Source organism: Enterococcus sp. C65, from assembly GCF_040887165.1.
Classification (GTDB): Bacteria; Bacillota; Bacilli; order Lactobacillales; family Enterococcaceae; genus Enterococcus_B; species Enterococcus_B hirae.
The window spans coordinates 1-24150 of record NZ_JBFOFG010000013.1 but is presented as its reverse complement, the minus strand read 5'-3'; the positions used below and the strand labels follow the sequence as shown (position 1 = coordinate 24150).

Annotated in this window: 23 protein-coding genes; 4 read left to right on the top strand and 19 right to left on the bottom strand. The window is 35.3% G+C overall.

The features are described from left to right. Positions 1-183 precede the first annotated feature (183 nt). From AB3I12_RS12555 to comGA, 11 genes are all read right to left on the bottom strand, one after another. Complete coding sequence (locus AB3I12_RS12555) at positions 184-2622, bottom strand: immunoglobulin-like domain-containing protein (RefSeq protein ID WP_196763501.1); 2439 nt, start codon at positions 2620-2622, stop codon at positions 184-186. A 242-nt stretch (positions 2623-2864) separates the two neighbouring features. Then, complete coding sequence (locus AB3I12_RS12550; protein WP_063627549.1) at positions 2865-4079, bottom strand: immunoglobulin-like domain-containing protein; 1215 nt, start codon at positions 4077-4079, stop codon at positions 2865-2867. Positions 4080-4302: 223 nt separating this feature from the next. Continuing rightward, complete coding sequence (locus AB3I12_RS12545) at positions 4303-5487, bottom strand: acetate/propionate family kinase (protein ID WP_010737077.1); 1185 nt, start codon at positions 5485-5487, stop codon at positions 4303-4305. 24 nt (positions 5488-5511) lie between these two features. Next, positions 5512-6519 (bottom strand): class I SAM-dependent methyltransferase, encoded by a 1008-nt coding sequence (locus AB3I12_RS12540; RefSeq protein WP_010720892.1) that lies wholly within the window; start codon positions 6517-6519, stop codon positions 5512-5514. 165 nt (positions 6520-6684) lie between these two features. Continuing rightward, positions 6685-7056, bottom strand: a complete 372-nt coding sequence (comGG, locus tag AB3I12_RS12535; RefSeq protein ID WP_063627550.1) for a competence type IV pilus minor pilin ComGG — start codon at positions 7054-7056, stop codon at positions 6685-6687. Then, positions 7025-7459: a competence type IV pilus minor pilin ComGF gene (comGF, locus tag AB3I12_RS12530; RefSeq protein WP_063627551.1), complete on the bottom strand. Its 435-nt coding sequence runs from the start codon at positions 7457-7459 to the stop codon at positions 7025-7027. The genes comGG and comGF overlap by 32 nt, the downstream gene beginning before the upstream one ends. After that, positions 7434-7706 (bottom strand): hypothetical protein, encoded by a 273-nt coding sequence (locus AB3I12_RS12525; protein ID WP_014834442.1) that lies wholly within the window; start codon positions 7704-7706, stop codon positions 7434-7436. Before AB3I12_RS12525 ends, comGF begins: the two co-directional genes overlap by 26 nt. Before the next feature lie 28 nt (positions 7707-7734). After that, positions 7735-8199, bottom strand: a complete 465-nt coding sequence (comGD, locus tag AB3I12_RS12520) for a competence type IV pilus minor pilin ComGD (RefSeq protein WP_063627552.1) — start codon at positions 8197-8199, stop codon at positions 7735-7737. Next, on the bottom strand, positions 8174-8470 hold the full coding sequence (gene comGC, locus AB3I12_RS12515) for a competence type IV pilus major pilin ComGC (RefSeq protein WP_063627553.1): 297 nt from the start codon (positions 8468-8470) through the stop codon (positions 8174-8176). The genes comGD and comGC overlap by 26 nt, the downstream gene beginning before the upstream one ends. Next, positions 8467-9516, bottom strand: a complete 1050-nt coding sequence (comGB, locus tag AB3I12_RS12510) for a competence type IV pilus assembly protein ComGB (RefSeq protein WP_010737072.1) — start codon at positions 9514-9516, stop codon at positions 8467-8469. The genes comGC and comGB overlap by 4 nt, the downstream gene beginning before the upstream one ends. Further along, positions 9473-10402 carry a competence type IV pilus ATPase ComGA gene (comGA, locus tag AB3I12_RS12505; RefSeq protein ID WP_010737071.1) on the bottom strand — a complete coding sequence of 310 codons (930 nt, stop codon included), beginning with the start codon at positions 10400-10402 and terminating at the stop codon, positions 9473-9475. Before comGA ends, comGB begins: the two co-directional genes overlap by 44 nt. A 130-nt stretch (positions 10403-10532) precedes the next feature. Between comGA and ade the strand changes: the two genes are divergently transcribed. Continuing rightward, complete coding sequence (ade, locus tag AB3I12_RS12500; protein WP_063627728.1) at positions 10533-12263, top strand: adenine deaminase; 1731 nt, start codon at positions 10533-10535, stop codon at positions 12261-12263. A gap of 115 nt (positions 12264-12378) precedes the next feature. Here ade and trmB read toward each other — a convergent pair whose 3' ends face one another. From trmB to AB3I12_RS12480, 4 genes are all read right to left on the bottom strand, one after another. Continuing rightward, positions 12379-13032 carry a tRNA (guanosine(46)-N7)-methyltransferase TrmB gene (trmB, locus tag AB3I12_RS12495; protein ID WP_010720901.1) on the bottom strand — a complete coding sequence of 218 codons (654 nt, stop codon included), beginning with the start codon at positions 13030-13032 and terminating at the stop codon, positions 12379-12381. A gap of 138 nt (positions 13033-13170) precedes the next feature. Then, positions 13171-13953, bottom strand: coding sequence for a phosphotransferase family protein (locus AB3I12_RS12490; protein ID WP_010720902.1), 783 nt, complete (start codon positions 13951-13953; stop codon positions 13171-13173). A gap of 179 nt (positions 13954-14132) precedes the next feature. Continuing rightward, positions 14133-15344, bottom strand: coding sequence for an ABC transporter permease (locus AB3I12_RS12485; protein WP_010720903.1), 1212 nt, complete (start codon positions 15342-15344; stop codon positions 14133-14135). Continuing rightward, on the bottom strand, positions 15337-16074 hold the full coding sequence (locus tag AB3I12_RS12480; protein WP_010720904.1) for an ABC transporter ATP-binding protein: 738 nt from the start codon (positions 16072-16074) through the stop codon (positions 15337-15339). The genes AB3I12_RS12485 and AB3I12_RS12480 overlap by 8 nt, the downstream gene beginning before the upstream one ends. Positions 16075-16209: 135 nt before the next feature. On the opposite strand from AB3I12_RS12480, the gene AB3I12_RS12475 reads away from it, so the two are divergent. The 3 genes from AB3I12_RS12475 (at position 16210) to AB3I12_RS12465 (ending at position 18162) form a co-directional block, all read left to right on the top strand. Further along, the gene (locus AB3I12_RS12475) at positions 16210-16644 is read left to right on the top strand and encodes an HIT family protein (protein ID WP_010720905.1); all 435 of its coding nucleotides are present in this window, start codon (positions 16210-16212) and stop codon (positions 16642-16644) included. Next, positions 16637-16975 (top strand): YtxH domain-containing protein, encoded by a 339-nt coding sequence (locus AB3I12_RS12470; RefSeq protein WP_010720906.1) that lies wholly within the window; start codon positions 16637-16639, stop codon positions 16973-16975. The genes AB3I12_RS12475 and AB3I12_RS12470 overlap by 8 nt, the downstream gene beginning before the upstream one ends. Before the next feature lie 176 nt (positions 16976-17151). Further along, entirely contained in the window at positions 17152-18162 is a 1011-nt protein-coding gene (locus AB3I12_RS12465) for a peptidylprolyl isomerase (RefSeq protein WP_063627554.1), read from the top strand. 172 nt (positions 18163-18334) lie between these two features. Here AB3I12_RS12465 and AB3I12_RS12460 read toward each other — a convergent pair whose 3' ends face one another. From AB3I12_RS12460 to AB3I12_RS12445, 4 genes are all read right to left on the bottom strand, one after another. Further along, positions 18335-18550: a hypothetical protein gene (locus AB3I12_RS12460; RefSeq protein WP_010720908.1), complete on the bottom strand. Its 216-nt coding sequence runs from the start codon at positions 18548-18550 to the stop codon at positions 18335-18337. 151 nt (positions 18551-18701) lie between these two features. Then, entirely contained in the window at positions 18702-19646 is a 945-nt protein-coding gene (locus AB3I12_RS12455; protein WP_010737065.1) for a 3'-5' exoribonuclease YhaM family protein, read from the bottom strand. Positions 19647-19649: 3 nt separating this feature from the next. Then, positions 19650-22349 carry an AAA family ATPase gene (locus AB3I12_RS12450; RefSeq protein WP_063627555.1) on the bottom strand — a complete coding sequence of 900 codons (2700 nt, stop codon included), beginning with the start codon at positions 22347-22349 and terminating at the stop codon, positions 19650-19652. Continuing rightward, positions 22346-23566, bottom strand: coding sequence for a DNA repair exonuclease (locus AB3I12_RS12445; RefSeq protein WP_063627556.1), 1221 nt, complete (start codon positions 23564-23566; stop codon positions 22346-22348). The genes AB3I12_RS12450 and AB3I12_RS12445 overlap by 4 nt, the downstream gene beginning before the upstream one ends. Positions 23567-24150: the final 584 nt, after the last annotated feature.

Sequence of the window (24150 nt, the reverse complement as noted above, 5' to 3'; positions counted from 1 at the left end):
TAATTACTAAACAAGCGGTTGTGACAAAAGTATGTCACAACCGCTTTTATTTATTTTTACATATGCTAAAGAGCTTGGCACGTTCTTTTGTTCCAAGCTCTTTTTTAGATTATTTATCCAATCAATCATTTTTTCTAACCTAATCGATTTCAGGATAAAAATATTTCTTTGTCATCAATTCGCCTATTTATTTCCTTTAGGAAGTACAATAATGTGCGCATCATTATAAGCTTTTTGTGCTTCTTGTACTTTCGCTAACAGTCTGTCTTTATAAGGTCCATCCACAAGACGGTGGACAAGATTCAATGCAGTATTAATATCATTTTGAGTATTGTTTGTACTTGGTTTACCATTAAAAAACAGACGATCCACCACTGGCGTTGCGTTTGATACAGCAATTAACTGATCGTATTTTTCATGCAATTCATTGGTCGTATAGCCTTCTAAAAATGGAATGTTTATATAAGGAAGTTCACCTAGTTTTTCTGCAAGATCGATCATTTCTTCTGTTGTAAAACTACCTTTAGGATTACCGATATCTCCATCAATAAAGTGTTTATCCATCGTCTCATTCGCAACTTGCCATTTTTGCATCAATGTATCGTATGCTTTTTGTGCTTGATTGACTTTTTCCAATAACGCTGTTTTTTGATCACTATCTGGTAAGCTTTCGACTTGTTGTTTCGCCGCATCAATTCGAGCTTTAGTATTGCCTACTTTTGCTCCATTTCCATCAAACAAATTATTTACTATCGTTAAAGCATCTTCGATTGCTGAATTCAAGATAGAAACTTGTTTGCTCAAAATTTCTTTCCCTTGTTCATCTAAGCTCACTAAAGTAATTGTTTTAGACGTTGCTGATACTTTATTTTTTGCATATACTTCAAATCGATTATTCTTTAACAACTTAAATCCTGGGAAGTACTCTTTTCCATCTACTATCAATTTGAATTTCTTGACATTGCCGGTCACGCTTCCTGTAATATAATCAGTGTTTACTTTATAATAATCTACAACTAAGCTTGGAGCGTTAAGGGTGATTTCTTGCATGCCGATTTCTATACCTTCAGCATTTAAAACTTTTAAAATCACTTTTTCAGAATCTACTGTTACTTTATTTTTTGCATACACTTCAAAATTATTATTCTCTAAAAGTTTAAATCCTGGTGTATATTCTTTGCCATCAACAATTAATTTGAATTGTTTAGCCTCACCTGCAATTTGACCTTTGATGTAATCTTTACCTACTGTATATTCTTCCACCGTTAATTTAGGTGATTGTACAGCAACTTCTCTTGTACCTGTTTCTTTTCCATTTGAATCAAAACTTTTCACTGTAACTGTTTTTGTTGTCGAAGGAATCCTTTTCCCAATATAAAGTTGAAATTTATTATTTGCTAATAATTTAAATCCTGGTGTGTATTCTTTGCCATCAACAATCAACTTGAACTTCTTGATTTTCCCACTGTATTCTCCCGTCATATGGACATTTCCATAATGATAAACATCCACTTTGAATGCATTTACTCTATCATCCAAAGCTGCTTGAGCGATTTCTAATTTTTTCAATAATTGTGCTTTAACAGGAGATATATTATTTACCGCATCTACTTTTCTTCTAGCTTCATCTATTGCTTCTTGAGTATTACTTTCTTTGGGAGTGTCTCCATTAAAGAGCTGATTTACAGCTTCTACCGCTTGTTTTTCTGCAGGATCTTGGACAATATGTGCATCATTATAAGCTTTTTGTGCTTCTTGTACTTTCGCTAATAGTCTGTCTTTATAAGGTCCATCCACAAGACGGTGGACAAGATTCAATGCAGTATTAATATCATTTTGAGTATTGTTTGTACTTGGTTTACCATTAAAAAACAGACGATCCACCACTGGCGTTGCGTTTGATACAGCAATTAACTGATCGTATTTTTCATGCAATTCATTGGTCGTATAGCCTTCTAAAAATGGAATGTTTATATAAGGAAGTTCACCTAGTTTTTCTGCAAGATCGATCATTTCTTCTGTTGTAAAACTACCTTTAGGATTACCGATATCTCCATCAATAAAGTGTTTATCCATCGTCTCATTCGCAACTTGCCATTTTTGCATCAATGTATCGTATGCTTTTTGTGCTTGATTGACTTTTTCCAACAACGCTGTTTTTTGATCACTATCTGGTAAGCTTTCGACTTGTTGTTTCGCCGCATCAATTTGAGCTTTAGTATTGCCTACTTTTGCTCCATTTCCATCAAATAGATTATTGACTGCATCAGTAGCCTGTTGAATCACTTCATCTGCAAGTGTATTCTTCTGTTCCGGTACTGGCACACTTGATGCGTTCTGTTCTTTTGTAGTGGAAGATGTTGTTGTTTCTTCTACTTTTTTATTTTCTTTTTCTTCTGAAGCGTGTGTTTGACTTGTTTCACTCGCCTGACTTGATTGATTTGATTGATTTGCTTCTTCTTTTTTCTCATTTTTTTCCGAAGTAGTAATAGTGATGCCTTCTCCCGCCCCATTTTGATCTGCATGGACCATTGGTGTCACTACTCCAGATAAACTAGATAATACTAATGCACTCGTAGTTGAAAACGACACTAAATTCTTTTTCAAGTTCCCCTTTTTCAATTAAAAACCACCCTTTTTTGTTTATTTGATTTAAGGAAATAATAACCTATTCGGGCTCGCTATTTTTTTAATTATTAAAAAAAAAATGTCATTTTTTTAAATAGACTATTTTATAAAATAAAAAACAATGTTAAAGTTACTCACTTCGGTAAAAAAATTTTTGTTTGTGACACTGGCTGTTCTTCTATTTCTATTCAAGTAACTTTTTATACGAGTCGTTAATGCTTCAGCTATAAAAATAGTCAGTCTTTATTCGTTGAATCAATGAAAACCACTTGCTTACTAACGATTTCTTTTCCTTGTTCATCTAAACTAATCAAAGTAATAGATTTAGTTAGCGCCGATACCTTGTTTTTCGCGTAGACTTCAAATTGATTATCCTTTAACAATTTAAATCCTGGAAAATACTCTTTTCCATCCACTACTAACTTAAATTTCTTTACTGCCCCAGCATAGGTACCTGTAATATATTCATTTCCTAATTTATAGTCATTTATATCTAAGTAGGGAGATTGGACTCTAACTAAACCAGATTTTAACAAATCTCCTTCTGAATTCAGAGCAACCAAAACGACTCTTTTACTTCCACGTAATATTTTATCTTTCGCATAGACTTCAAATTGATTATTCGCTAATCGTCTAAAACCTGGAGTGTATTCTTTCGTGCTTCCTGTGGTCCCCACCCTCAATTTAAATTTAGCAACATCACCAATAAACTCACCTTTGACATAGTTTTCTCCTAATGTGTAATTGTTAATGGTGAGTTTCGGTGCTTGAACTGAAACGTTTTGAGAACTTGTCTCTTTTCCTTTTTTATCAAAGATTTTTACTGTGACTGAAAAAATTGAAGGCGGAATTTTCTTTCCAATATAAAGTTTGTACTGATTATTTGGTAACAAAGTAAAACCTGGGGTATATTCTTTATCGCCAACAATCAATTTAAATTGATTGATTTCCCCTTCATAAGTACCAGTCATATATACGTTTCCATAAATATAGGGGTCGATTGTACAGGAAGGAGTTTTTTCGTCAAATTCTTTTTGTCCATTTTTTTCTTTAGAATTTGTCATTTTAGTCTGTTTTGAATCATACATTTCTTGCGCTTGAACAATTTTTTCAAATAATTTTGTTTTTTGTACACTTTCTGTTAATTCCATTACTTGTAGCTTTACTTCATTAATTTTTGCTTGGGTATTACTTGTTTTTGCTCCTGTTTCATCAAACAGAAGTTTCACTGCCTCAGTCGCTTTCTTAACGTTTTGATCATTAGGAATGTTCGTTTGTTTCACATCTGAATGTTCACCTGAAATATTTGCCTGGCTGATTTCACTTTTCATTGTTTTCTTTCCTGAGACTTCATTTTGTTCTGCGTATACAAATGGACTGGCAGTTATAGATGAATTAGCTAATATTAGTACACTCATAATCGTTATCGTTAATCGATTTGTTTTTCTCAATTCAATCTCCTCCCTTTTTTTCATAATACTTTATTTTATTTCTATATTTTTTATTGATTTAAAAAAGAACATTTCTTTTTTTCAATCAATCACTTTTTATAGACAAAACAAAAAAACGAAGTGAACAATGTTCACTTCGGAAAAAATTTATTCTTAAAATTATGATACGTTCGTTACACTATTTCATACCTAAAAAAGGCTAACAACTATTTCATTAGAATATTTATTTACGTAAACGTTCCACGTCACGAGCGATCATCAATTCTTCATCAGTTGGAATGACAAGTACTTTGACTTTTGAATCTTTTGTGGAGATATCTAATTCTTCCCCACGTTTTTTATTCATTTCAGGATCAATTTCACAACCAAACCATGTCATCCCTTTAATGATTTCACTACGGACGTGCCCATCATTTTCGCCAATTCCAGCAGTGAAAACAATTGCGTCAACGCCGTTCATCGTTGTCACATATCCACCAATATATTTACGGATACGGTCTACAAAGATGTCATATGCCAAATGGATATGTTCTTGTTCATAGTTTTTCTCAAGATCACGCATGTCACTTGATAAACCTGTTAGACCTAACAAACCTGATTTTTTGTTTAAAATGTTGACCATTTCATCAATATCAATCTCTAATTTTTCCATTAGATAAGGTAAAACAGCTGGATCGATGTCCCCTGAGCGTGTTCCCATTGTTACACCTGCCAGTGGTGTGAATCCCATCGAAGTATCAACTGATTTTCCACCATCTACTGCCGTAATTGAAACACCATTCCCTAAGTGACAAGTGATCAATTTCAACTCTTCGATTGGTTTCTCTAACATCTTAGCCGCACGTTCTGCTACATAGCGATGACTTGTACCATGGAAGCCATATTTTCTTACTTTGAAATCTTCATAGTAAGAAACAGGTAAGCTATACAAATAACTGCTTTTTGGCATTGTTGCGTGGAATGACGTGTCAAACACAGCCACACTTTGGATATCAGGTAAGATTTTTTTAAATGCTTTGATACCCATTAAGTTAGCAGGGTTATGCAATGGTGCAAACTCTGCCAATTCTTCAATGCGATCCATCACAGCTTCATCCACGATTACAGAATCAGCATAAGTTTCTCCACCATGAACCACACGATGTCCTACCCCAGTGATTTCATCGTAAGAGCTTAAGATTTGTAATGCAATCAGTTGATCTAACAACATTTTTACTGCTACTTCATGATCATCGATGTCCATGATTTTCTCAAATTTTTGATCTTCACCATATTTGATCGTAAAAATTGAATCTTCTAAACCGATTCTTTCGACAATTCCTTTAGCAATTACGGTTTCTTCTGGCATTTGATATAGCTGCCATTTTAAACTTGAACTTCCAGCGTTGATAGCAATTGTTTTAGACATATAATTCTCCTTCTTAGTGCGTGATTAAAGAGAAGACGATTTCCATGTTTCAAATTCTTTAAAAAATTCAGTCACCTTCTCTGGTTTCTTTAGTGAATCAAGTTTTACAAGTAATACTTCTTGTGCTTGTTTTGCCTTTGTTCCTTTTTTCTGCAAGATCAAAATACTTTTTTGTGATTGCTTGTTACGGAATAATTCATCTGGTAATTGGATCATTCCTTGAAGATATCCTTCTTCTTTAAACCATCTTTTGACTTCTTCACTTTGTTCTGTTTCTAAGAAGTTACTTGGCATCAAAAACAGACCGAATCCATCTGGTTTGACATACTTCATTGCCTGTTCTAATAGCAGATGATGGGCATAACTATGCCCTTGTGTGGTGCTTGTTAAAAACTCTTTTGCTTTTTGATCATTCGGATAATAACCAATCGGTAAATCGCTGATAGCTACATCCACTGGATCAATCAGTAATTCTTGTAAGCCATCTTGGTGAAAATATTGAACATTCGCCTGAGTCAGATCACTTGTTGAAGCAGCAACCGCTAATAACGTATCGTCAATATCTACACCCATCCCTTCCGCTTGGTATCCCGCACTTGATAGGTTTAAAAGAACTGTTAATAACAAGTTGCCCATTCCTGCTGCAATGTCCAAAATCTTGATTGGCTCTTCTTTATTTGTGAATAGCTGTTCAATTAAAAAGACAAATAAAAAACCAATACTATCTGGAGTAAGTTGATGGTTCGCTTGAAGATGTTCTGTCTGACTCCCCTTTAGTAACAGTAGTTGTGACAGACGGCGCCACTCTTCTGGTTCAAAGGAAAGTTGACTGAGTTCTTTATACAAAGCAGAAATCTGTTGCTTGATTTCTTCAGACGGTACTCCATCTACCACTCGTACTTGATAGTTGTCGATTAAGTTTTCAGCATTTTCGACATAGGCTTCTAAAAAGGAAGTTCCCAATGCATTTTGTAAAAGCTGAATCGCTTTTAGGTTTTGTTCAAACCCCTGTTCCATTTTTTCTGGTAACATGGTGCACCTCATTTCTAGATATATTATAACAATTATTTTACCTGTTTAATTTTAACGAACTATGAGCAAAATTTCAATCGTTTTCACACTTTTTTGTTTGTGAAATAAAAAACATAAATGTTATGTAAACAGCGGTAACACAGAAAAGAGTGCGTTTTCATGGATTCACTCACTTTCTGTGTTACTTTCTGTATCACTGTTAAGCATTTCCATGAACTGAAAATGCTGAGATTCGATCTGAATTTCGATCGTTAGCTGATTCGCTTTTCTTTTGTAATGAGCCTTTCCTAAATTATATTGATACATTCCCTGTTCTTTCAACTCGTTACTTTCAGATAAAACCATTTGTTTGATTATTTTTGCTACATAATAATTTTTGGTGCGTTGATTCAAATCTACTGTCGAGCGATAAGTTTGTACAATGATCGACAATAAGGAACTACAAACTAGAAACAATAGTAAGGTTGAGAATAAGATATTACTACTGAACCCCTTGTTATGCTTTTTATGATAGTGGCTTGGTCCAAATCCCCTCATACTTCTCTCCGTTTATAAATTCGATTAAAAATGTGATAGCTGCAGTAGAATCTCTCACTTCCCAATGCTTGACTTGTGTTAACACAGGTTGGTGTCCCCCTGATACTTCTCGTTTACGTATCAACGCTTGATATTGCTCAAATAAATAGGTTTTCTTTTCCATCTCATAATAAATACGGTTATCTTTAATAACGACATTTTTTCCTTTTTTTATTTCTTCTTCAAACTGAGCTAAAAAAATCAGCCACTCTTTTTGATCCTTTCGTTGTAAATATTGTTCCACTTTCGTTGTTTGCGTGATTAAAAGACTGATTGAAAGTAAAACAGCACTTAAAATGGCAAGCGAAATCAAACATTCAAACAGTGTAAAGGCAGCTTTATTCTGGTATTTTGGTAATCTCAATCACTTTGTCTCCTTGTGTGAGCTTCACTTTTTCGATCTTTTTCTTTTTAGCGGTTATGGTTGTCTGACTATCTGGTCCATTTAACGTTCGGTTCGGTATTTGTTCATACATTCGGTAGGTTTTTACATCTTCATATAGTCTGCGAAGTAATAAGATTTCCTGATTATTTTGCTTTTCTGCAGTTAATAAATACAAATTCCCGTGACTGACAAGAAAGATACACGATAAGGTAATGGATAAAGCCATTACTGTTTCTAATAGAATAAAAGCATGTCTATTCGATTTTTTTAATATATCGGCCACTCCCTAGCTGAAATTGATAAACGATTGTTTGTCTTTTATTTGTCCAATAGAACCGATAGGCTTGCAATGAACTTTCATTGCCGGTTCCCGAAGCGAATATGAGCTTTTCCATCTGTTGGACAGTAATTTCATCTGGCACCTCTAAAGTTGACCAACCGAGATTTGGATTAGGTACGTCAAAAACAATTTGATCCTTTGATTGATCGTAAAAGATTCTTGTAGCTTGTTGGCTGACAATGGCTATTTTCTGCGTGGCATATATCCTACTTTCAAATTGTGCAAAAAATTGCTCTATTGTCATCTGCTTTTGCCAAGCTGAGACCGAAAGTGAAGGGAATAGAAATAATCCTAAAGTGATCGTCAAAACAAATAAGGTTTCAATCAAAGTATAACCAGTAAGGCAAATTGGTTTATTTTTGGTTATAGGCATCTGCATGTTCTTGCTTTATATATCCCTCCTTTAAGAGTTCTGCGATCGTTGGGACTTTCCCATTATTTTGCAAAGAGTACAATTCTTTTTGAGCATCGACCAATTGCATCACTGCTTGTTTGCCTTCTCGATTGACATGATCTCGATAGCGGGAAATATTAGGGATGAACAAGAGAACTAATGCACTGATCACTAATAAGACGATCAGCATTTCGATCAACGTAAAACTTTCAACATTCCTTAATTGTTTTCGTCTGAAATTGACTAGATATTTCATAATAAAACCTCCTCAATGTTGCCATAAACCGGCAGTAAAATTGCTGCATAAATCAATAGAATCAAGCTGGCAATTCCTAGAAAAAGGACTGGCTGTATCCATGAAAGTCCACGGTTCACCTTTTGGAAAAAATGCTGTCTTGCTAATTTACTGTAAAACAAAAGTTCTTTACCTAAGTTTCCTTTTGCTTCCCCTTGTAAAACGATTTGACTAAATTCAGCCGTTAAAAATGAATAAGTCTCAAACTGCTGTGCTAAAGAAATTCCTGATTCTAACCCTTTTGTCAGACGAAATGCTAATAGTTGGATCAAACTCCCTTGTTTTGTTTCTTTCAAACAAAAAATAATTTGGCGCAATTCTAATCCCTCGTAGAATAATTTTCCAAATTCTAAAGCGATATAAGAAGACTGGTAGAGGGAAAAAAGCGAACCAATCAATGGTTTGTTGCTGAACCATTCCCCTCGTTGAATCATATCCATTTTTAGGAGCCTGATCTTGATAAACAGACATAATAAACCAACAGACAGTAAAACAAGAAGAACATACCAATGAAAGGACTGCAAAAATCGGATTCCCCAATGCGTATCCATGACCATTTCCGAAGTTAATAACTGTGGCAAAATAAATTGGCGTAATGCAACTAAGATCCCTAATAAAAACAAACACAGTAAACACGGGTAACTGATCATCTTTTTTAATTCTTTTCGAAATTCTGCTACGAGACGAAATTGTTCTGCCATCCCATTCAATGTTTGGATCAAGTTCCCATGCGCACTGGCTAATTCGATTTGCACAAGCTTGTCTTGAGTAAAACCCAATGCTTGTAGAACCTCATAAAAAGAATGTCCTTCTTGCAATAAACGATGTCCTTGCTGTAAATAAATATGGGGGACAGGTGTGATCTTCAACAATATTTCCGTTGCTTCTTGAATACTAAATCCATGGTCAAGTAACTCCCCCATCAGTCGAATATACTTTGCTTGATGGTTCAGTGACATTTTCTTAGAAGGCAAACGATCGCCAGCGACTATTTTTTGCTTCTTCATAGCTTTGGTCCCACCCTTTCCTCTCAAAATCATTGTAGGTAAAGTTGTAACCCCATAAAGCCGCTGCTGCTTGTGTTTGGTCTAAAAGGATTTCTTGGTAGATTACGCCAGATAAACATTCAAAAAACTCATCGCTTCTGCCAACTAATTCAAGAATTCTCGCTTCGGTTCCATCTAAATGTCGGGCATGAACCGTCGCAAATACACGGTGACCTGTCAACGCTGCTCGAATTGCTACATTCGCTGTCTTGCTATCTCTGATTTCTCCAATGATCAATAAATCTGGACGATGACGTAATGCAAGCTTCAGCAATTCCTCATACGTTTGTTCGATTTTGTCGTTTACTTGTAATTGTAAAAAGGCTGTTTCTTCAATTTCTACTGGGTCCTCTATTGTAATTACTTGTACCTCTTTATCTTGTGCCAAATAGTACATCAAAGAAGTTTTTCCTGACCCAACTGGTCCGCTGAACAAATAGAGCCCACGCTTTTTACTCCGCTCATTGATCACCTTTAAATCCTCAGGACAAAAACAGCGGAACTGTTTTTCAGACAAATCATAAAGTAATCGAATCACCAAACTTTCTCTTTGTAAGTAATCACCTACAGAAGACAGTCTCAGTCTGACCTCTTTTTCTTTTAAGACGTAAGTCATTGCACCTAATTGCGCTTTTCTTCTCTCACCGATATCCATCTCTCCTAAATATTTAAAGCGTGAGATTAATTGTTGTCCAATATCTGATGCAATACTTTTTTGGAATGTTCGTTTTTTACTATAGCGGTAATAAATATTGAAATCAGTTTGATTAGGCATTATATAGATATCTTGAACACGTTTTTTATAACTTTCATTAATGAGATCATCTGATATCTCCTTTATATCCATCTTATCCCCTCCATAAAAAACATACGTCTTTTTTCTAATACTATTTTATTTTTGTATCATTAAATGCTAAAAGATGGGCAAAATCCGAATTTATGTTATACTATTAAAAATTTATTTTGGAGGGAACATGGTGGAATCATTACGAACAAAGCATATTTTAGTCGCTGGGAAAAAAGAACCAGCTGATCTGGTAATCAAACATGCACAAATCGTCAACGTTTTTACAAAAGAAATCCTAACCGGTGATGTTGCGATTTGTGACGGTAAAATCGTGGGGATCGGTCAATACGAAGGCAAAGAAATCTATGATGCAAAAAATCAATACCTCGTACCAGGACTTATTGATGGGCATGTGCATATCGAAAGTTCACTTTTATCTCCAAGCGAGTTTGCAAAAATTTCTTTATTACATGGCGTCACCTCGGTAATTACTGATCCTCATGAAATAGGAAACGTAGCAGGAAGTATTGGGCTTGATTTTATGATTGAAGATGCCCAATCCGTACCAATGAATATTTTTATCATGCTGCCATCCTGCGTTCCTGTAACACCTTTTGAAACAAGCGGCGCAGTGCTAGACGCCCAATCATTCATTCCTTTTCTTGATCGTCCTGAAGTGTTGGGACTTGCTGAAGTGATGAACTACCAAGCTGTTGCAAATAACGAAAAAACCATCATTGATAAATTACAATTGATGCATGAGAAAAATATGAAAATCGATGGTCATGCAGCTGGTATTCAAGGGGATGAGCTAAACGTCTATTTGACAGCTGGTATAAAAACCGACCATGAAGCGACTAACGCACAAGAAGCAAAAGAACGTCTAGCTTTAGGGATGTATTTAATGATTCGAGAAGGGACAGTTGCAAAAGACCTCGAAGCACTCCTGCCCGTTGTAACACCAGAAAATTCACGACGTTGTTTATTTGTCACGGATGATAAACTGATCGATGATCTGGTTGCAGAAGGCTCTATCGATCACATCATACGCCAAGCAATCCATTTAGGAATGGAACCATTACAAGCTATTCAAATGGCCACACTAAACGCTGCCGAATGTTTTGGCTTAAGTCAGCTAGGCGCCATCGCACCTGGCTATCAAGCTGATTTCTTTTTAACCAATGATTTATCGACTCTTCCAATCAATACTGTCTTTTCTAATGGAAAAATCGTGGTAGAGAATGCACAATTGAATCTGGAACAATTTCCGAGACAAAAAAATACTTATGCTCAAAAATTACCAAAAATGGATGTGAAACCATTAACGGTCGATTCTTTTGCTTTACCACTTTGTACTGAAAAAGCCCACATGATCGAAGTCATCCCCAACAGTTTATTGACCAATGATTGTCTCGTAGAAGTAGACACAAAAAATGGTGTCTTTGTTCCTTCAATTACCAACGACCAACTAAAAATTGCTGTGATCGAACGTCACCATCGAACAGGAAATGTTGGTGTTGGGATCGTTAAGGGATTTCAACTAAAGAAAGGTGCCCTTGCAACAACTGTTGCGCATGATTCCCATAACATCGTCGTGGTGGGAACGAATGACGAAGATATGTTAATAGCAGCAAACCAATTAATCAAAAAAGGTGGCGGAATGATCGCTGTTGCAGATGGTCAAGAGTTGGCTTGTTTACCCTTACCAATCGGTGGCTTAATGTCTCAAGAACCTTTTTTAGCTGTGAATGAGCAGTTAGTTTCCTTAACTAAAGAAGCACATGCGTTAGGTGCCAGTCAATCATTCGATCCATTTTTAACACTTTCATTTTTAACATTATCTGTCATCCCCGAATTAAAGATTACAGATAAAGGCTTATTTTCATTTTCTAAATTTAACTTGATTGAACCTTCTATATAAAATAAATACGAAAATATTTTGTCCTACAATTTTTCCTTGCTCGAACAGCTGCATCTACAACCAAAAAAGCAACCGAAACAAAAATGTTTCGGTTGCTTTTGATTAAATGAAGTCATTATTTCTTCGTTTTATCTGGAAATTGAGCTTCAACACGATAGATTCTTTGACCTCTCGAAGAAAATTTTTCTTCGTATTCAGTCATGATATTTCCTTCATATTTACTTTGATGTAAATCTAACCATACTTGTTTGATGATCATGCCGTATTGAGAAAAACTAGCTAATGAATATTCAAATAGTCCTTGGTTATCTGTTTTAAAATGGATTTCTCCTTTAGGGCGTAGAATTTGTTCATCCACCGCTAAAAATGTATGATACGTTAACCGGCGTTTTTCATGTCTCTTTTTAGGCCACGGATCAGAAAAGTTCAAATAGATTTGATCAATCTCACTATCTGCAAAATATTCCGTCAACGCTGAACCATCAACATGCAATAGTTTTAAATTTGGTAATGGTTGTTCAATTAATTTATCTAAAGCAATTGATACAACGCTGACTTGCATTTCTACCCCGATATAATTGATTTCAGGATGAGCCTTAGCCATTCCTGTGATAAACTGACCTTTTCCCATACCAATTTCAATATGGATCGGCTGCTCATTGCCAAATAGTTCGTTCCACTTACCTCTCCACTTGGTTGGTTCACTTATTACTAAATCTGGATGCGCTGCTAGCATTTCAGCAGCACCTGGGCGATTACGTACACGCATGAAAACTCCATTCCTTTCTTTCCTAAAAAAATAAAGATCAGACAAGTGATGTTCTACTCTTCTGATCTTAACTCTGAATAAATAATCGACAATAAATGCTTTATTCGTACACCGTACTCATTCTTTTTGACTCTTTGCTCAACCACTAAAAATTCTTTTCAACTGTAAGATCTCTTCATTCATTCGTCGATGATCTTCACGCTGACAATATCGGGTAATCTCTTGTAAAAGGTTCATCGCAGCATACCAATGTAATTTTTCTAATATCTCATCCGTTGGGCGAATCCCATAAGTAACGAGCCATTGATTCCAATTAGATAATGGAACATAATTCCCTAAAATCGTGGCAATATCCACCGCTGGATCAGCAAACATAATTGAATCCCAATCAACTAGATACAAATAATTTTTGCACACTAACCAGTTCCGATGATTGACATCTCCGTGTACAACTGCAAAGTTCTCTTTATCCATCTGTGGAATTTGTTGACGCAAAAACTGGTGAACGATTTGTAAAAATCGATTCTTTCTGAGTGTCTCAGGTAACTCCAGTTCATATTGTTGCAACATTTTTTCTGGTGTCATCACTCTGCCACCGATCCGAGTCAACATCGTTTTAAGTGAAGCAGAATGATGCAAATGATACAAGACATCAATAACATCATTTCGCTGGCCGATCTCGGTCGGAGTTAATAAACGTCCTTCTAGCCATTCCTGTGCTGTTAAGGTATCGCCATTTCCTGTCCGTTTCGTCCATACCAGTTTTGGTGTAATTCCTTCTCGGGATAGTGCAGCAAGCATTGGAGTCGTATTGCGTTTAATAAAGACCTTATCTTCATCGCGCATGCCTATGTATGTTTTTCCCGTATCACCTTTGATTGGGCGTAAACGCCATTCTTGGTCTAACTGAAACTCCATCATGCATTCTCCCGTCCTCTAAACTCTATGATTTGCAGTACTTATTATTCTAGTCGCCTAAGCCCCGAACGTCAAGCACATATACGTTCTTTTTTCCTGTATTCCTCTCTAAAAAACCATCTTTTATCAAAAAAACGAGAGAAAAAGCAAATCTGCCTTATTCTCTCGTTTTTTCACCTCTTTTATTCGTTCATTTTTTTGATCCGAGTCGGTGTATAGATTTTAATAAACAAGCCGATGACGATCAAATAACTGATAATCGGTATGAGTTTGTCTAGCCCATTTAATACGATTGCACCAATCAATCCAAAAAGACTAGCGGCAATCAGCAAAAGATTTAACAATAATTTTTGCAGCGCAACTTCTTTTTGCTTTTCCGTGATTGGATAAAGTTGGACAAGTGTCATGTAACGAAATTGATTGTATAAAGGAATCACTTGGAATCCGATCAAATAGATAAAAAGCGCCCCAATAGCAGTTATAAAATAAACATCTTCAATACCTGCAATCAAGATACTTCCAATCAACACTAAGCGTAAGAAAAGACCACTGAAATCAGAACCTCTAATAAATCTTCTGACATAAAGATAATAATAAGTATTATCTTTCGTTTTCTTCGTATGTTGAAGCAACGGGTCTAAATACCTTCTTCTTTTGACTTTAGAAGTGATTTCCGGCACGTCAGTAAAAAGATTGATGAATTGATAGATTTGATGTAAACGTTGCTCTTCTTTTTGTATCATTTTTTCCCAATCCAACCGATACGTCATATTTTTCCATAAAAACCAAAAGTAAATATTTAATTGAATCAACATAGCTAACAATCCAAGCCAGAGCCATCCATAGACCGTAAGCAACAAGATCAGCAATGTCGAAAGATACCAAGAAGCTTTCCATACCATCAATTTTTTCTCTTCAATTCGGAAAAGCTCCACTCGTTTGATTTGTAGTTGACTACTCTTCAATCCCCAGAGAATCAGTAAATAAACGAAATAAAAAGAAAAAGGCTGCCCGGTTGTCACAACCACGAGGGGCATTGAAAAGCCACAAGCTAGTCCTAAGAACAGAAAAGGAAATAGACTGGAATAAAGAAAAGCTCGTTGGAGATACTGATGCATCTCCTTTTCTTTCGGTAGTAGAAAAACCAGATCGGCCGCTTGCGTGAAAGTGGCAAATTTACCAAAAAACAAACAAATAAACCAAAAGATCGTAAGGATAATCCCACCCATTTGAAAAGGAGTCGTTAACGTTTTTAACCAGTTTGAATAGTAAAAGCCGACTCCGCCAAATAGAAATAAGCAAACCAATACAAAATGATCATTTAGTACATAACGCAAATACTTCATCATTTTTTTCTGGTGTTTTGCTAATCGCAATTGAAAGAAATTATTCATGATCCTGCTCCTTTGTCAAGGAGATATAAATTTCATCCAGAGAAGAATCAGGTAGTCGGAATTCCTCCTGTAAGTCTTTTAAGGTTCCATCTGCACGTATTTCTCCATTGTGCAGAACTACAAAACGATCACAATATTTTTCTGCCGTAGCTAAAATATGCGTAGACATCAAGATCCCTGAACCTTCATTTTTCATTTCTACCATTAGTTCTAAAAGAGCATTGATTGCTAATGGATCTAATCCTAAAAAAGGCTCATCAATAATGTACAAAGAAGGCTCGATCAAGAAAGCACACAAGATCATCACCTTTTGTTTCATCCCTTTTGAAAAATTGGCTGGCAACCATTCCAAACGATTCTCTAAACGAAACGTATGTAACAATTTCTCAGCTCGTTGCATCGCTATATCGATTGGAATATCATAGGCCATCGCAGTCACTTCGATATGTTCTCTTAAAGTTAGTTCTTCATATAAAGAAGGCGTTTCAGGTATAAAACCGATTTGTTTTCGGTATTCTTCAGTATTTTTTTTCAAACTCAGATCATTAATCGTGATAGATCCTTTTTTTTGTTCTAAGAGGCCAATGATATGTTTGATCGTTGTACTTTTTCCAGCGCCATTTAAACCGATCAATCCTACCATTTCGCCAGGCTGTACACTAAAACTAATATCTTTTAAAACAGGTAGATGTCCATAGCCACCTGTTACATGTTCCACAATTAGACTCATAATTTTTCCTCCGTCGTTCGATTGTTTTTATTATACCATGAAGAAAACGAAGTCAATTTATTTTTTTTCATACAAATCTTTGAACATATGGTAAAGTTAACATAAATAATATTTTTGATGGAAAGGATGTTTCCTATGGAAAACTGTATCTTTTGTAAAATTATTAAGCAAGAAATCCCTAGTTATAAAATCTACGAAGACGAAAAAGTCTATGCATTTTTAGATATATCCCAAGCTACAAAAGGACACACACTAGTTATTCCAAAACAACACGTTTCTGATATTTTTGAATATGACGAAGTACTAGCAGCTGATGTCTTTTCACGTATCCCTAAAATCGCTCGTTCAATTGAAGAAGCTTTTCCTGAGATGCAAGGACTGAATATCTTGAATAATAACCGTGAATTGGCTTATCAATCTGTATTTCATTCACATGTCCATTTGGTCCCTCGCTATAGTAAAGAAGATGATTTTTCGATCCACTTTGGTAACCATCAGTCAGAATATAGTGCGGAAGAATTGCAACAAATTCAACATACCATTGTAAAGCAGGTGAAGAACATTGATTAAAAACTTTTTAAAAGGAATCGTTTTTGGAACGACCGTTGGAGCTATATCCGGGTTGTTATTTGCTCCTAGAAGCGGGAACGAAACCAGAAAAAAATTGATCGCTGAACTAGACGAAGCAACGGAATTAACAAATGATTTAAATAACAGTCTTAATAATTTCAAACAAGCATTAGTTGACACAAAAGAAACAGCTAATACTTTGATCCCCGCTTTTCAAGAATCAATGAAAAAAGATATTGAAAATTTTAAATTTCAAGCAGAACCAAGAATTGCACAAATCCAAGAACAAGTTGAAAAATTAACAAATGATTTGCCACAAGACATGCAATAATGCGGAATTTTATAACACTTTTGATTTTAATTTTATTGTTTTTTTAATTTTTAGTTAGGAATGTGATCAAAATTTGAATTTTATTTGAAACTATCACGAGAACGTTTTTATTAATAAATAGATATGGTATAGTTATTATTGTAAGAATAATAATAAATCACAGGAGAGCAATTTTAATGAAAAAGAAAAAAATAATTTTAGCTGCAACTAGTGCGCTAGCTGTATTAGCATTAGCTGCTTGTTCAGGTAGTACAAATAAAGACATCGCCACAATGAAAGGCGGAACTATCACGGTTGAAGATTTTTATAATGAAGCAAAACATACGCAAAACAACCAACAATTAGTTCAAAATATGATTATTTACAAAGCCTTTGAAAATAAATATGGCGATAAAGTAACGGATAAAGATGTCAATGCTGAATACAAAAAGAATGAAGAAACTTACGGTGACACCTTTAAATCACAATTAGAAGCAGCTGGTTATACAGAAGACTCATATAAACAAGCACTTAGAAGCAGTTTAGTATTAAAAGCTGGTATAAGTGCTAACGTCAAAGTGACAGAAAAAGATTTAAAAGAAGCTTGGAAAACTTTCCATCCAGAAGTTGAAGCACAAATCATTAAAGTAAGCAGTGAAGATGAAGCAAAAGAAGTGAAAAAATCAGCAGATGACGGAACTGATTTTGCGAAACTGGCAAAAGAAAAATCAACCGATGAAGCAACTAAAAAAGATGGCGGAAAAATCAAATTTGATTCTCAAACGACAGATGTTCCAACTGAAGTGAAAGAAGCAGCCTTCAAATTAAAAGACGGTCAAGTATCTGACGTTATCTCAGCGACAAATACAACTTCATACTCAACAGATTATTATGTTGTAAAAATGGTCAAAAACCAAAATAAAGGCGATGACATGAATAAATACAAGAAACAATTAGAATCAATCGCCCGAGATACAAAAGAAAGTGATCAAGACCTACAAAAAGAAATTATCGCTAAAGTATTAAAAGAAGAAAATGTAAAAGTCACAGATGATGCCTTTAAAAATGTATTAACGCCATTTACTATGGAAACAGCTAATACCAATACATCTGGGTCTAAAACAAAATCAACAAAATCTTCTGAATCTAAAACAACTGAATCAACAAAAACTTCTGAATCATCAACAACTGAATCATCAAGCAAATAAGATGAAAAAACAGACCTATCCAGGTCTGTTTTTTTTGACGCTATAATTTCTAAGAAGGATCGTAATTTCCACCTTATTTTTTATAAAAGATAAGCATAGATTAAAACACCAAAGTAAATGATTGACTTTGATGTTTTTTCGCTACCTATTCACTTTGACAAAGAGCTGTTTTTTAGTAACTGATTCTGGTCATCAGTGTAACGATCGTTGCAAACATAGCAAAAATACAAATAAAGACGCCCGTAGTCGTTAAAGTAATCAAAGCAATCTTGGATTTGTTTCTCAATTTATAAGCCATATACAACAAACATACTGAGAAGAAAATTCCCAATACCCAGAAAAATAGCGGATCTCTTTGAACGCCAAGAGATTGGATATAATGATTCATTAACTATTTTCCCCCTATTAGTAAAACGGTTTCTCATCTGACTACAATCTTACACTATTGTAGATTTTTATCAATAACAAAATAAATTTTCCAATAATAAAGACACGTAGGCTCACAAGTAGTTCGTGTTAGGCTACGTGCCTTTAGTTATCTATAGTTCTTTGGGAACATAGAAACTACGATTTTCCATTCCAAAAATCCGTTCAGTGTATTTTCCAGGTTCTGTTTGACGAATCGACGTCAACATCATTTGCATTGAAGCATCGAGATTATCGATCTGATGTAAGATTTCTGCTTCCATGATACGTGGTCGAACCGGCGATCCGTATTCTAATAAGCCGTGATGTGCTAAGACCATATGTCTTAATACCAAAACATCTTCATCTGCTTCATTTATTTTCAATGCGATACATGCTCTCGTGATTTCTTCATCTACTAGTACCAAATGCCCCACTAGATTACCCGCTAAAGTATATTCCGTACTCATCGGTCCAGATAATTCAATCACTTTTCCGAGATCGTGTAAAATGATTCCTGCGTATAACAACGATCGATTCAATTCTGGATATTCATCAGCAATCGCTTTACCTAAATGCAACATAGTCAATGTGTGATAAGCTAATCCACTCGCAAAAGCATGATGATTCCGTTTTGCTGCGGGAAATTCAAAAAATTGCTTTTGATATTTATTTAGTAAATGACGGACAATCCGATTCCAATGAGCATTTGTTATATCAAATAATAATTGATTGATTTCTTCTTCCATTTCTTCTTTTTTCAAAGGAGCCCTTTCCATATAAAAACTAGGATCACTTGGCTCTTCAAGTTTAGTCAATCGCATATGCAAAATCTTTACTTGTGGGTTTCCTTGATAGATTTCCCGCTTCCCACTTAAGAAAACAACTGTCCCAGCAGTAAACTTGTTGATCTCTTCTTCAGAAGCATCCCAATATTTGCCATCAATCGTTCCAGACGTATCTTGAAAAGTAAATGCAATAAATTTTTTTCCGTTTTTCGCAACTCTGACATCAGCATTTTTAATTAAAACAAACAATTCAAATTGTTCATCGACAACTAATTCACGAATTTTTTTCATTCTTTATACATCCTTTAATATATTCACAGATTGTTGAAGCTCCTGATAATAGCTTACCATTTCTTGGTCAGAAGAAAAACAAATAACTTGATAATTTTGACCGAAATCAGCTAACAATTTGGCTAATTGATATTTTCTTTGATGGTCATAATGCAACCAACCGTCATCTATGATGATTGGACAGATCGAACGTTTTGATTCTAACGATAGGTAGGCAAAGCGCATGGCCATAATCAGTTGATCTTTCGTTCCTGTAGATAATTCATAAATGGGAAAATCAGTTACACCGTCTGTTAGTGTCAAAGTATCATTTCTCAATAAAATCTCTTGGTAATGATTTTGTGTTAAGACTCCTAAATAGTGACCAGCAGCTTTTAACAATTGTGGTAATTGACGTTCACTCATTTCTGTAGACAGATCCCCTAAAAAAGTCCCAGCGACCATTAGACCGCCCCAATGTTCCATCAGTTGTTGCAGTTGTGCTCTCAATAAACTTTCTTCTTGGTACATCTCATCCAACGTACCATCTTTTTGTAATTCCTCGATTTGGATCTTTAACCGCTGACGTTGTTCGATCAATTGTTTTTCTTCAAACTGATACTGCCGTTGTTTCTCTTGATTATGATACAGTTCAGTACTTAATTGCTCCCGTGTCCGTTTTTTTGGAAAAAGTGGCGCGAGAATCTCATCCAACTCTTTTAGTCGTTGAAGTTGTGTTTTTGTTTGTTGCGCTTTTTGCAAATAAGCAGCTACTTCGGATGGATAAGCAAGTCCGACCTGTTCCATCTGTCCGCTATAGTGTTCGATCAAACTTTTTTGTTTCTTTTTCAATTGGTTGATTTCTTGTTTCAACAGTGTATTTTGTTGATAACTTCTAGCGAATTTCAATTGTTCCATTTCTTGGATGAAGTTCGTTAAAAGCACCATTTTTTCAGCGATTCCTTTATCTTGTAACGGTAACCATTCCTTAATCAATTCAAACTGACGATCAAGCTGTACCAACTTTTGTTGAATCTCATTTGCTCGTTCTTGTTTCTTGATCAAGCGGCTATACAAGTCTTGATAATCGGATACTTCATGCCCATATTCCTTCATCGCTTCTAAGGTATTCATCGTTCCTAAGTGATGGACCTTTGGAAAATCGAAAGCTTTTTGTTGGATTTTTTGTTGTTCAATCACTAGCTTGTTTTTACTTTGATTGATTTCTTCGATTTGAGCTAACGTATTGTCTAATTGTCCCAGTTTTTCTTGCCACTTACCTTTGATTTCTGATAAATCACTTTTCTGACCATTCAGTGATTTCCTTTCATAAAATGAATACCCCAATGTACCTAAGGCTAATAAAAAGACTCCTAGTTTCCAAGGCATTGGTAGGAAGATCCCCACCACAAAAAAGAATCCGCCGATAATAGCAAACGGTGTTTTGTTCTTTGAACGAACTTCTGAAGGTGCCGACTGTAATAATTCTGGATGTGTGGCTTCTAATTGGTTGATCTCCGCTTCAATCGTCCGCTGCTGCTCTAAGACGATTTCTGATCTGATTGATAATTGATTGACTTGTTCTTTCAACAAACGATTTTCAGAAAACAGTTGCTGCCATTCTTCGGTATGCAAAAATTCTTGTGGCATTTGTGTCCGTTGCCATTGCCAACTTTGTTCTAAAATTTTTAATTCTGAATCAATTTCTCGTTCTTCCACTTGGAGTCTTTGCCATTCATTCAGCCAATGTTCGATTTGTGTTTGCTGTTGTTGCAATTCTTTTAGTACTTGCTCTTGTTCCAAATAGAAATAATATCGTGCCGACTGTTGATCCATTCCGCTATGTTTTTCTAAAGTAGCTTCGAGCTCATCTAGGCGTTCCGTCATCTGCTGGTAGCGTTTAGTGAATTCCTCTAAGTCTAAAAGCAACTGTTCTTCAGGAACTTGTGGTAAGGTATTGGCTTTAAGTGTTTGCCACTCTTCGTATAAAGAATAATTCAGCTCTTGTTGCTTGATCTGAGAAATTTTTTCGTTTATCTCTTGGAGTTTTTTTTGTAGCTCTCTTTGATCTTGACTGTAGGCTTGTTCTTGTCGAATGAGTTCACCGAAAAAAGATTCCTGCTCTTGTTTTTGATGGACTCTTTCTTGAAGGTTCTTCCACTCATTCAATTTCTGATTGATAAGCAGTTTCTGTCCTTTTTTCTTAAAAAGCTGTTGGGCTTGCTGATAATATTCTTGTCTTTTTTGAAAAACATACGAACTACCCGTAATCCCTAATGTGATCAGTGCATCATGTAATTCTTTTTCTCGTAGATGATCTAGTTCAGTTAACTGTTCTTGTTGAAAAGTAAAAACCTGCTGAAATAAATCCTTTGTTAGTGGAGAAAGTAATTTCTCTAATAATTCATCACTTCCCTGTTGCTCATTAAAAAGGACTTTGGATTTCCCACGATTTTGCTGTTTGTAACGTTCAACTAGTATTTCTCCATGAACAGGATGTTCTAACCAAATTTTCCCACCATAGGCAGCCCCATCTTTCGGCGTATAGTCTTTTTTCTTCTTTCCTTTTGAAGGGAAGCCAAATAATACAGCCTGAATAAATTGGTAAATCGTTGACTTGCCTGCTTCATTTTCACCGTAGATCAATTGATTTCCAGAAATAAAATCAAATGTTTTTTGTCTCCACTTACCAAATGCAGCTATTTCGATTCGAAGGATTCTCATATACTTTCCTCCTCGAACACAAAATCTTGCTCCAGTATTGCCTTGGCTTTAGTCAAGGTACCTTCCTGATATTCAGGTAAATCATTCATCAAGCGAACCGCATCAGGATGACTGTACATCTCACCTAAAATCTGATGGAAATCTTCACTTACCCGATAAGTTTCAAAGAGTTGGTCAACTAATGTCTGTGAGACCTTCAACGATATTCGATTCATTCTTTCATCTTCCTTAATAGATATACGCCAAATAAGTAAATTTGTAGATAGGTTGGCTATTTTTTCCATTAAATACTCAAGTAATTCGCCAGAATAGATTCGATCAATCACTTCTTGGTTCAAGTGATGATACTCTGTTACCTTTAAATCTAACAACGTCAGTTTTGGATTTCCCATAGTTAACTGCTCTTGGATCACTTGTAACACGTCTTGCGTAGTCCGAGCAGTTTTTAAAGACACGTTCTTACTCTCCCAGTATACTTCTGCGACCTCTAGCGGAATCGTCTGGCATTCACTGGAGGTCAATTCAACCAATAAAACATTTCTAGCTGTCTGCTCTTTTTGGGTATGGCCTTGAGGTGCCCCTGGATAATTCATTGTTTCTTTTTCGTTTAAAGACATTGGCACATGGATATGTCCTAATGCCCAATAATCATAGCCTTTTTCCTGCATTTTAGACGGCTGAAAAGGTGCATAGTTTCCCCGCTGATTGCTCCCTATTTCGCCATGATACAGACCGATATGATAATCCACTGAGTGTCGTAAAGGAAATTCAGCAACTTTATCTCCCTGTATCCATTGGTGTAAATAACTAAACCCGCTGATGGCGACCTTTTCCCCTTTTTTAGATAAAAATGTCTTTGTTTCTACCTCTTCCGAAGTAAATAAATGGACATTTTCGGGAAAAGTAAACCAGTAGCGCTCTGATTGATAATAATCATGATTTCCAAATGTCAAATAGACAGCAATCTCTTTTTCATTCAATCGTTCGATTTGATCAAAAAAATTTTTTTGGATTTTTAATGAAGGACGATTTTGATGGAAGGTGTCTCCCGCAAGTAAAACAAAATCAACTTCATTTATTATAGCCTTGTCTACAATATTTGCTAAAACTTTTAAATTAACCTCTAATAATTTTTCCTGTACCGATTTATCTAAATTTACTAGTCCTTCAAAAGAGCGATCGATATGTAAATCAGCTGCATGGATGAATTTAACCATCGAGTGTCCTCCTTTTTACTCAAGATGAATTTATGCCTTATCCGGCTTTATTTGAATAATTTTTATAAAATAGGTACTGCTTTATAAAATTATATGCCCTTTTATCATACCATTTTCATTGCTTTTTTTCATCATAAACCGAAAATTTGTTCGCATTCACTCGAATAGATTACTCCGACCAATTCTCCCCTTGCTTTATGCCTAACTTTTTTGTATTTTATGGTAAAAGTAGAAGCATGAGGATTATTTACTCCTTTTTCTCTAAAAGGATAGAAAAAGAAAATGGGGAATTAACACACTGTCTTTTTGATATGTAGCGTAACTTGTATTTCCAGCTGTCTATCTTTAATCTGTTTGCAAATTTCAGTGCAATTTTTTTACTTGGCAGCCTCACTTCGTCAAACAACCTGTTAACTATACTTAATTTTGTCACCTTTTATCTTTTACTAAAAACCAGCTAAATAGGAGGAATGCCTCGCTTGTCCATCTTCATTGTTTTAATATACCTTTGTTTGTAAAAAAGCTAGGAACAATCCCAAATACGATTATTCCTAACTTTTTATTTTCTCTTAATTTATGCAAAT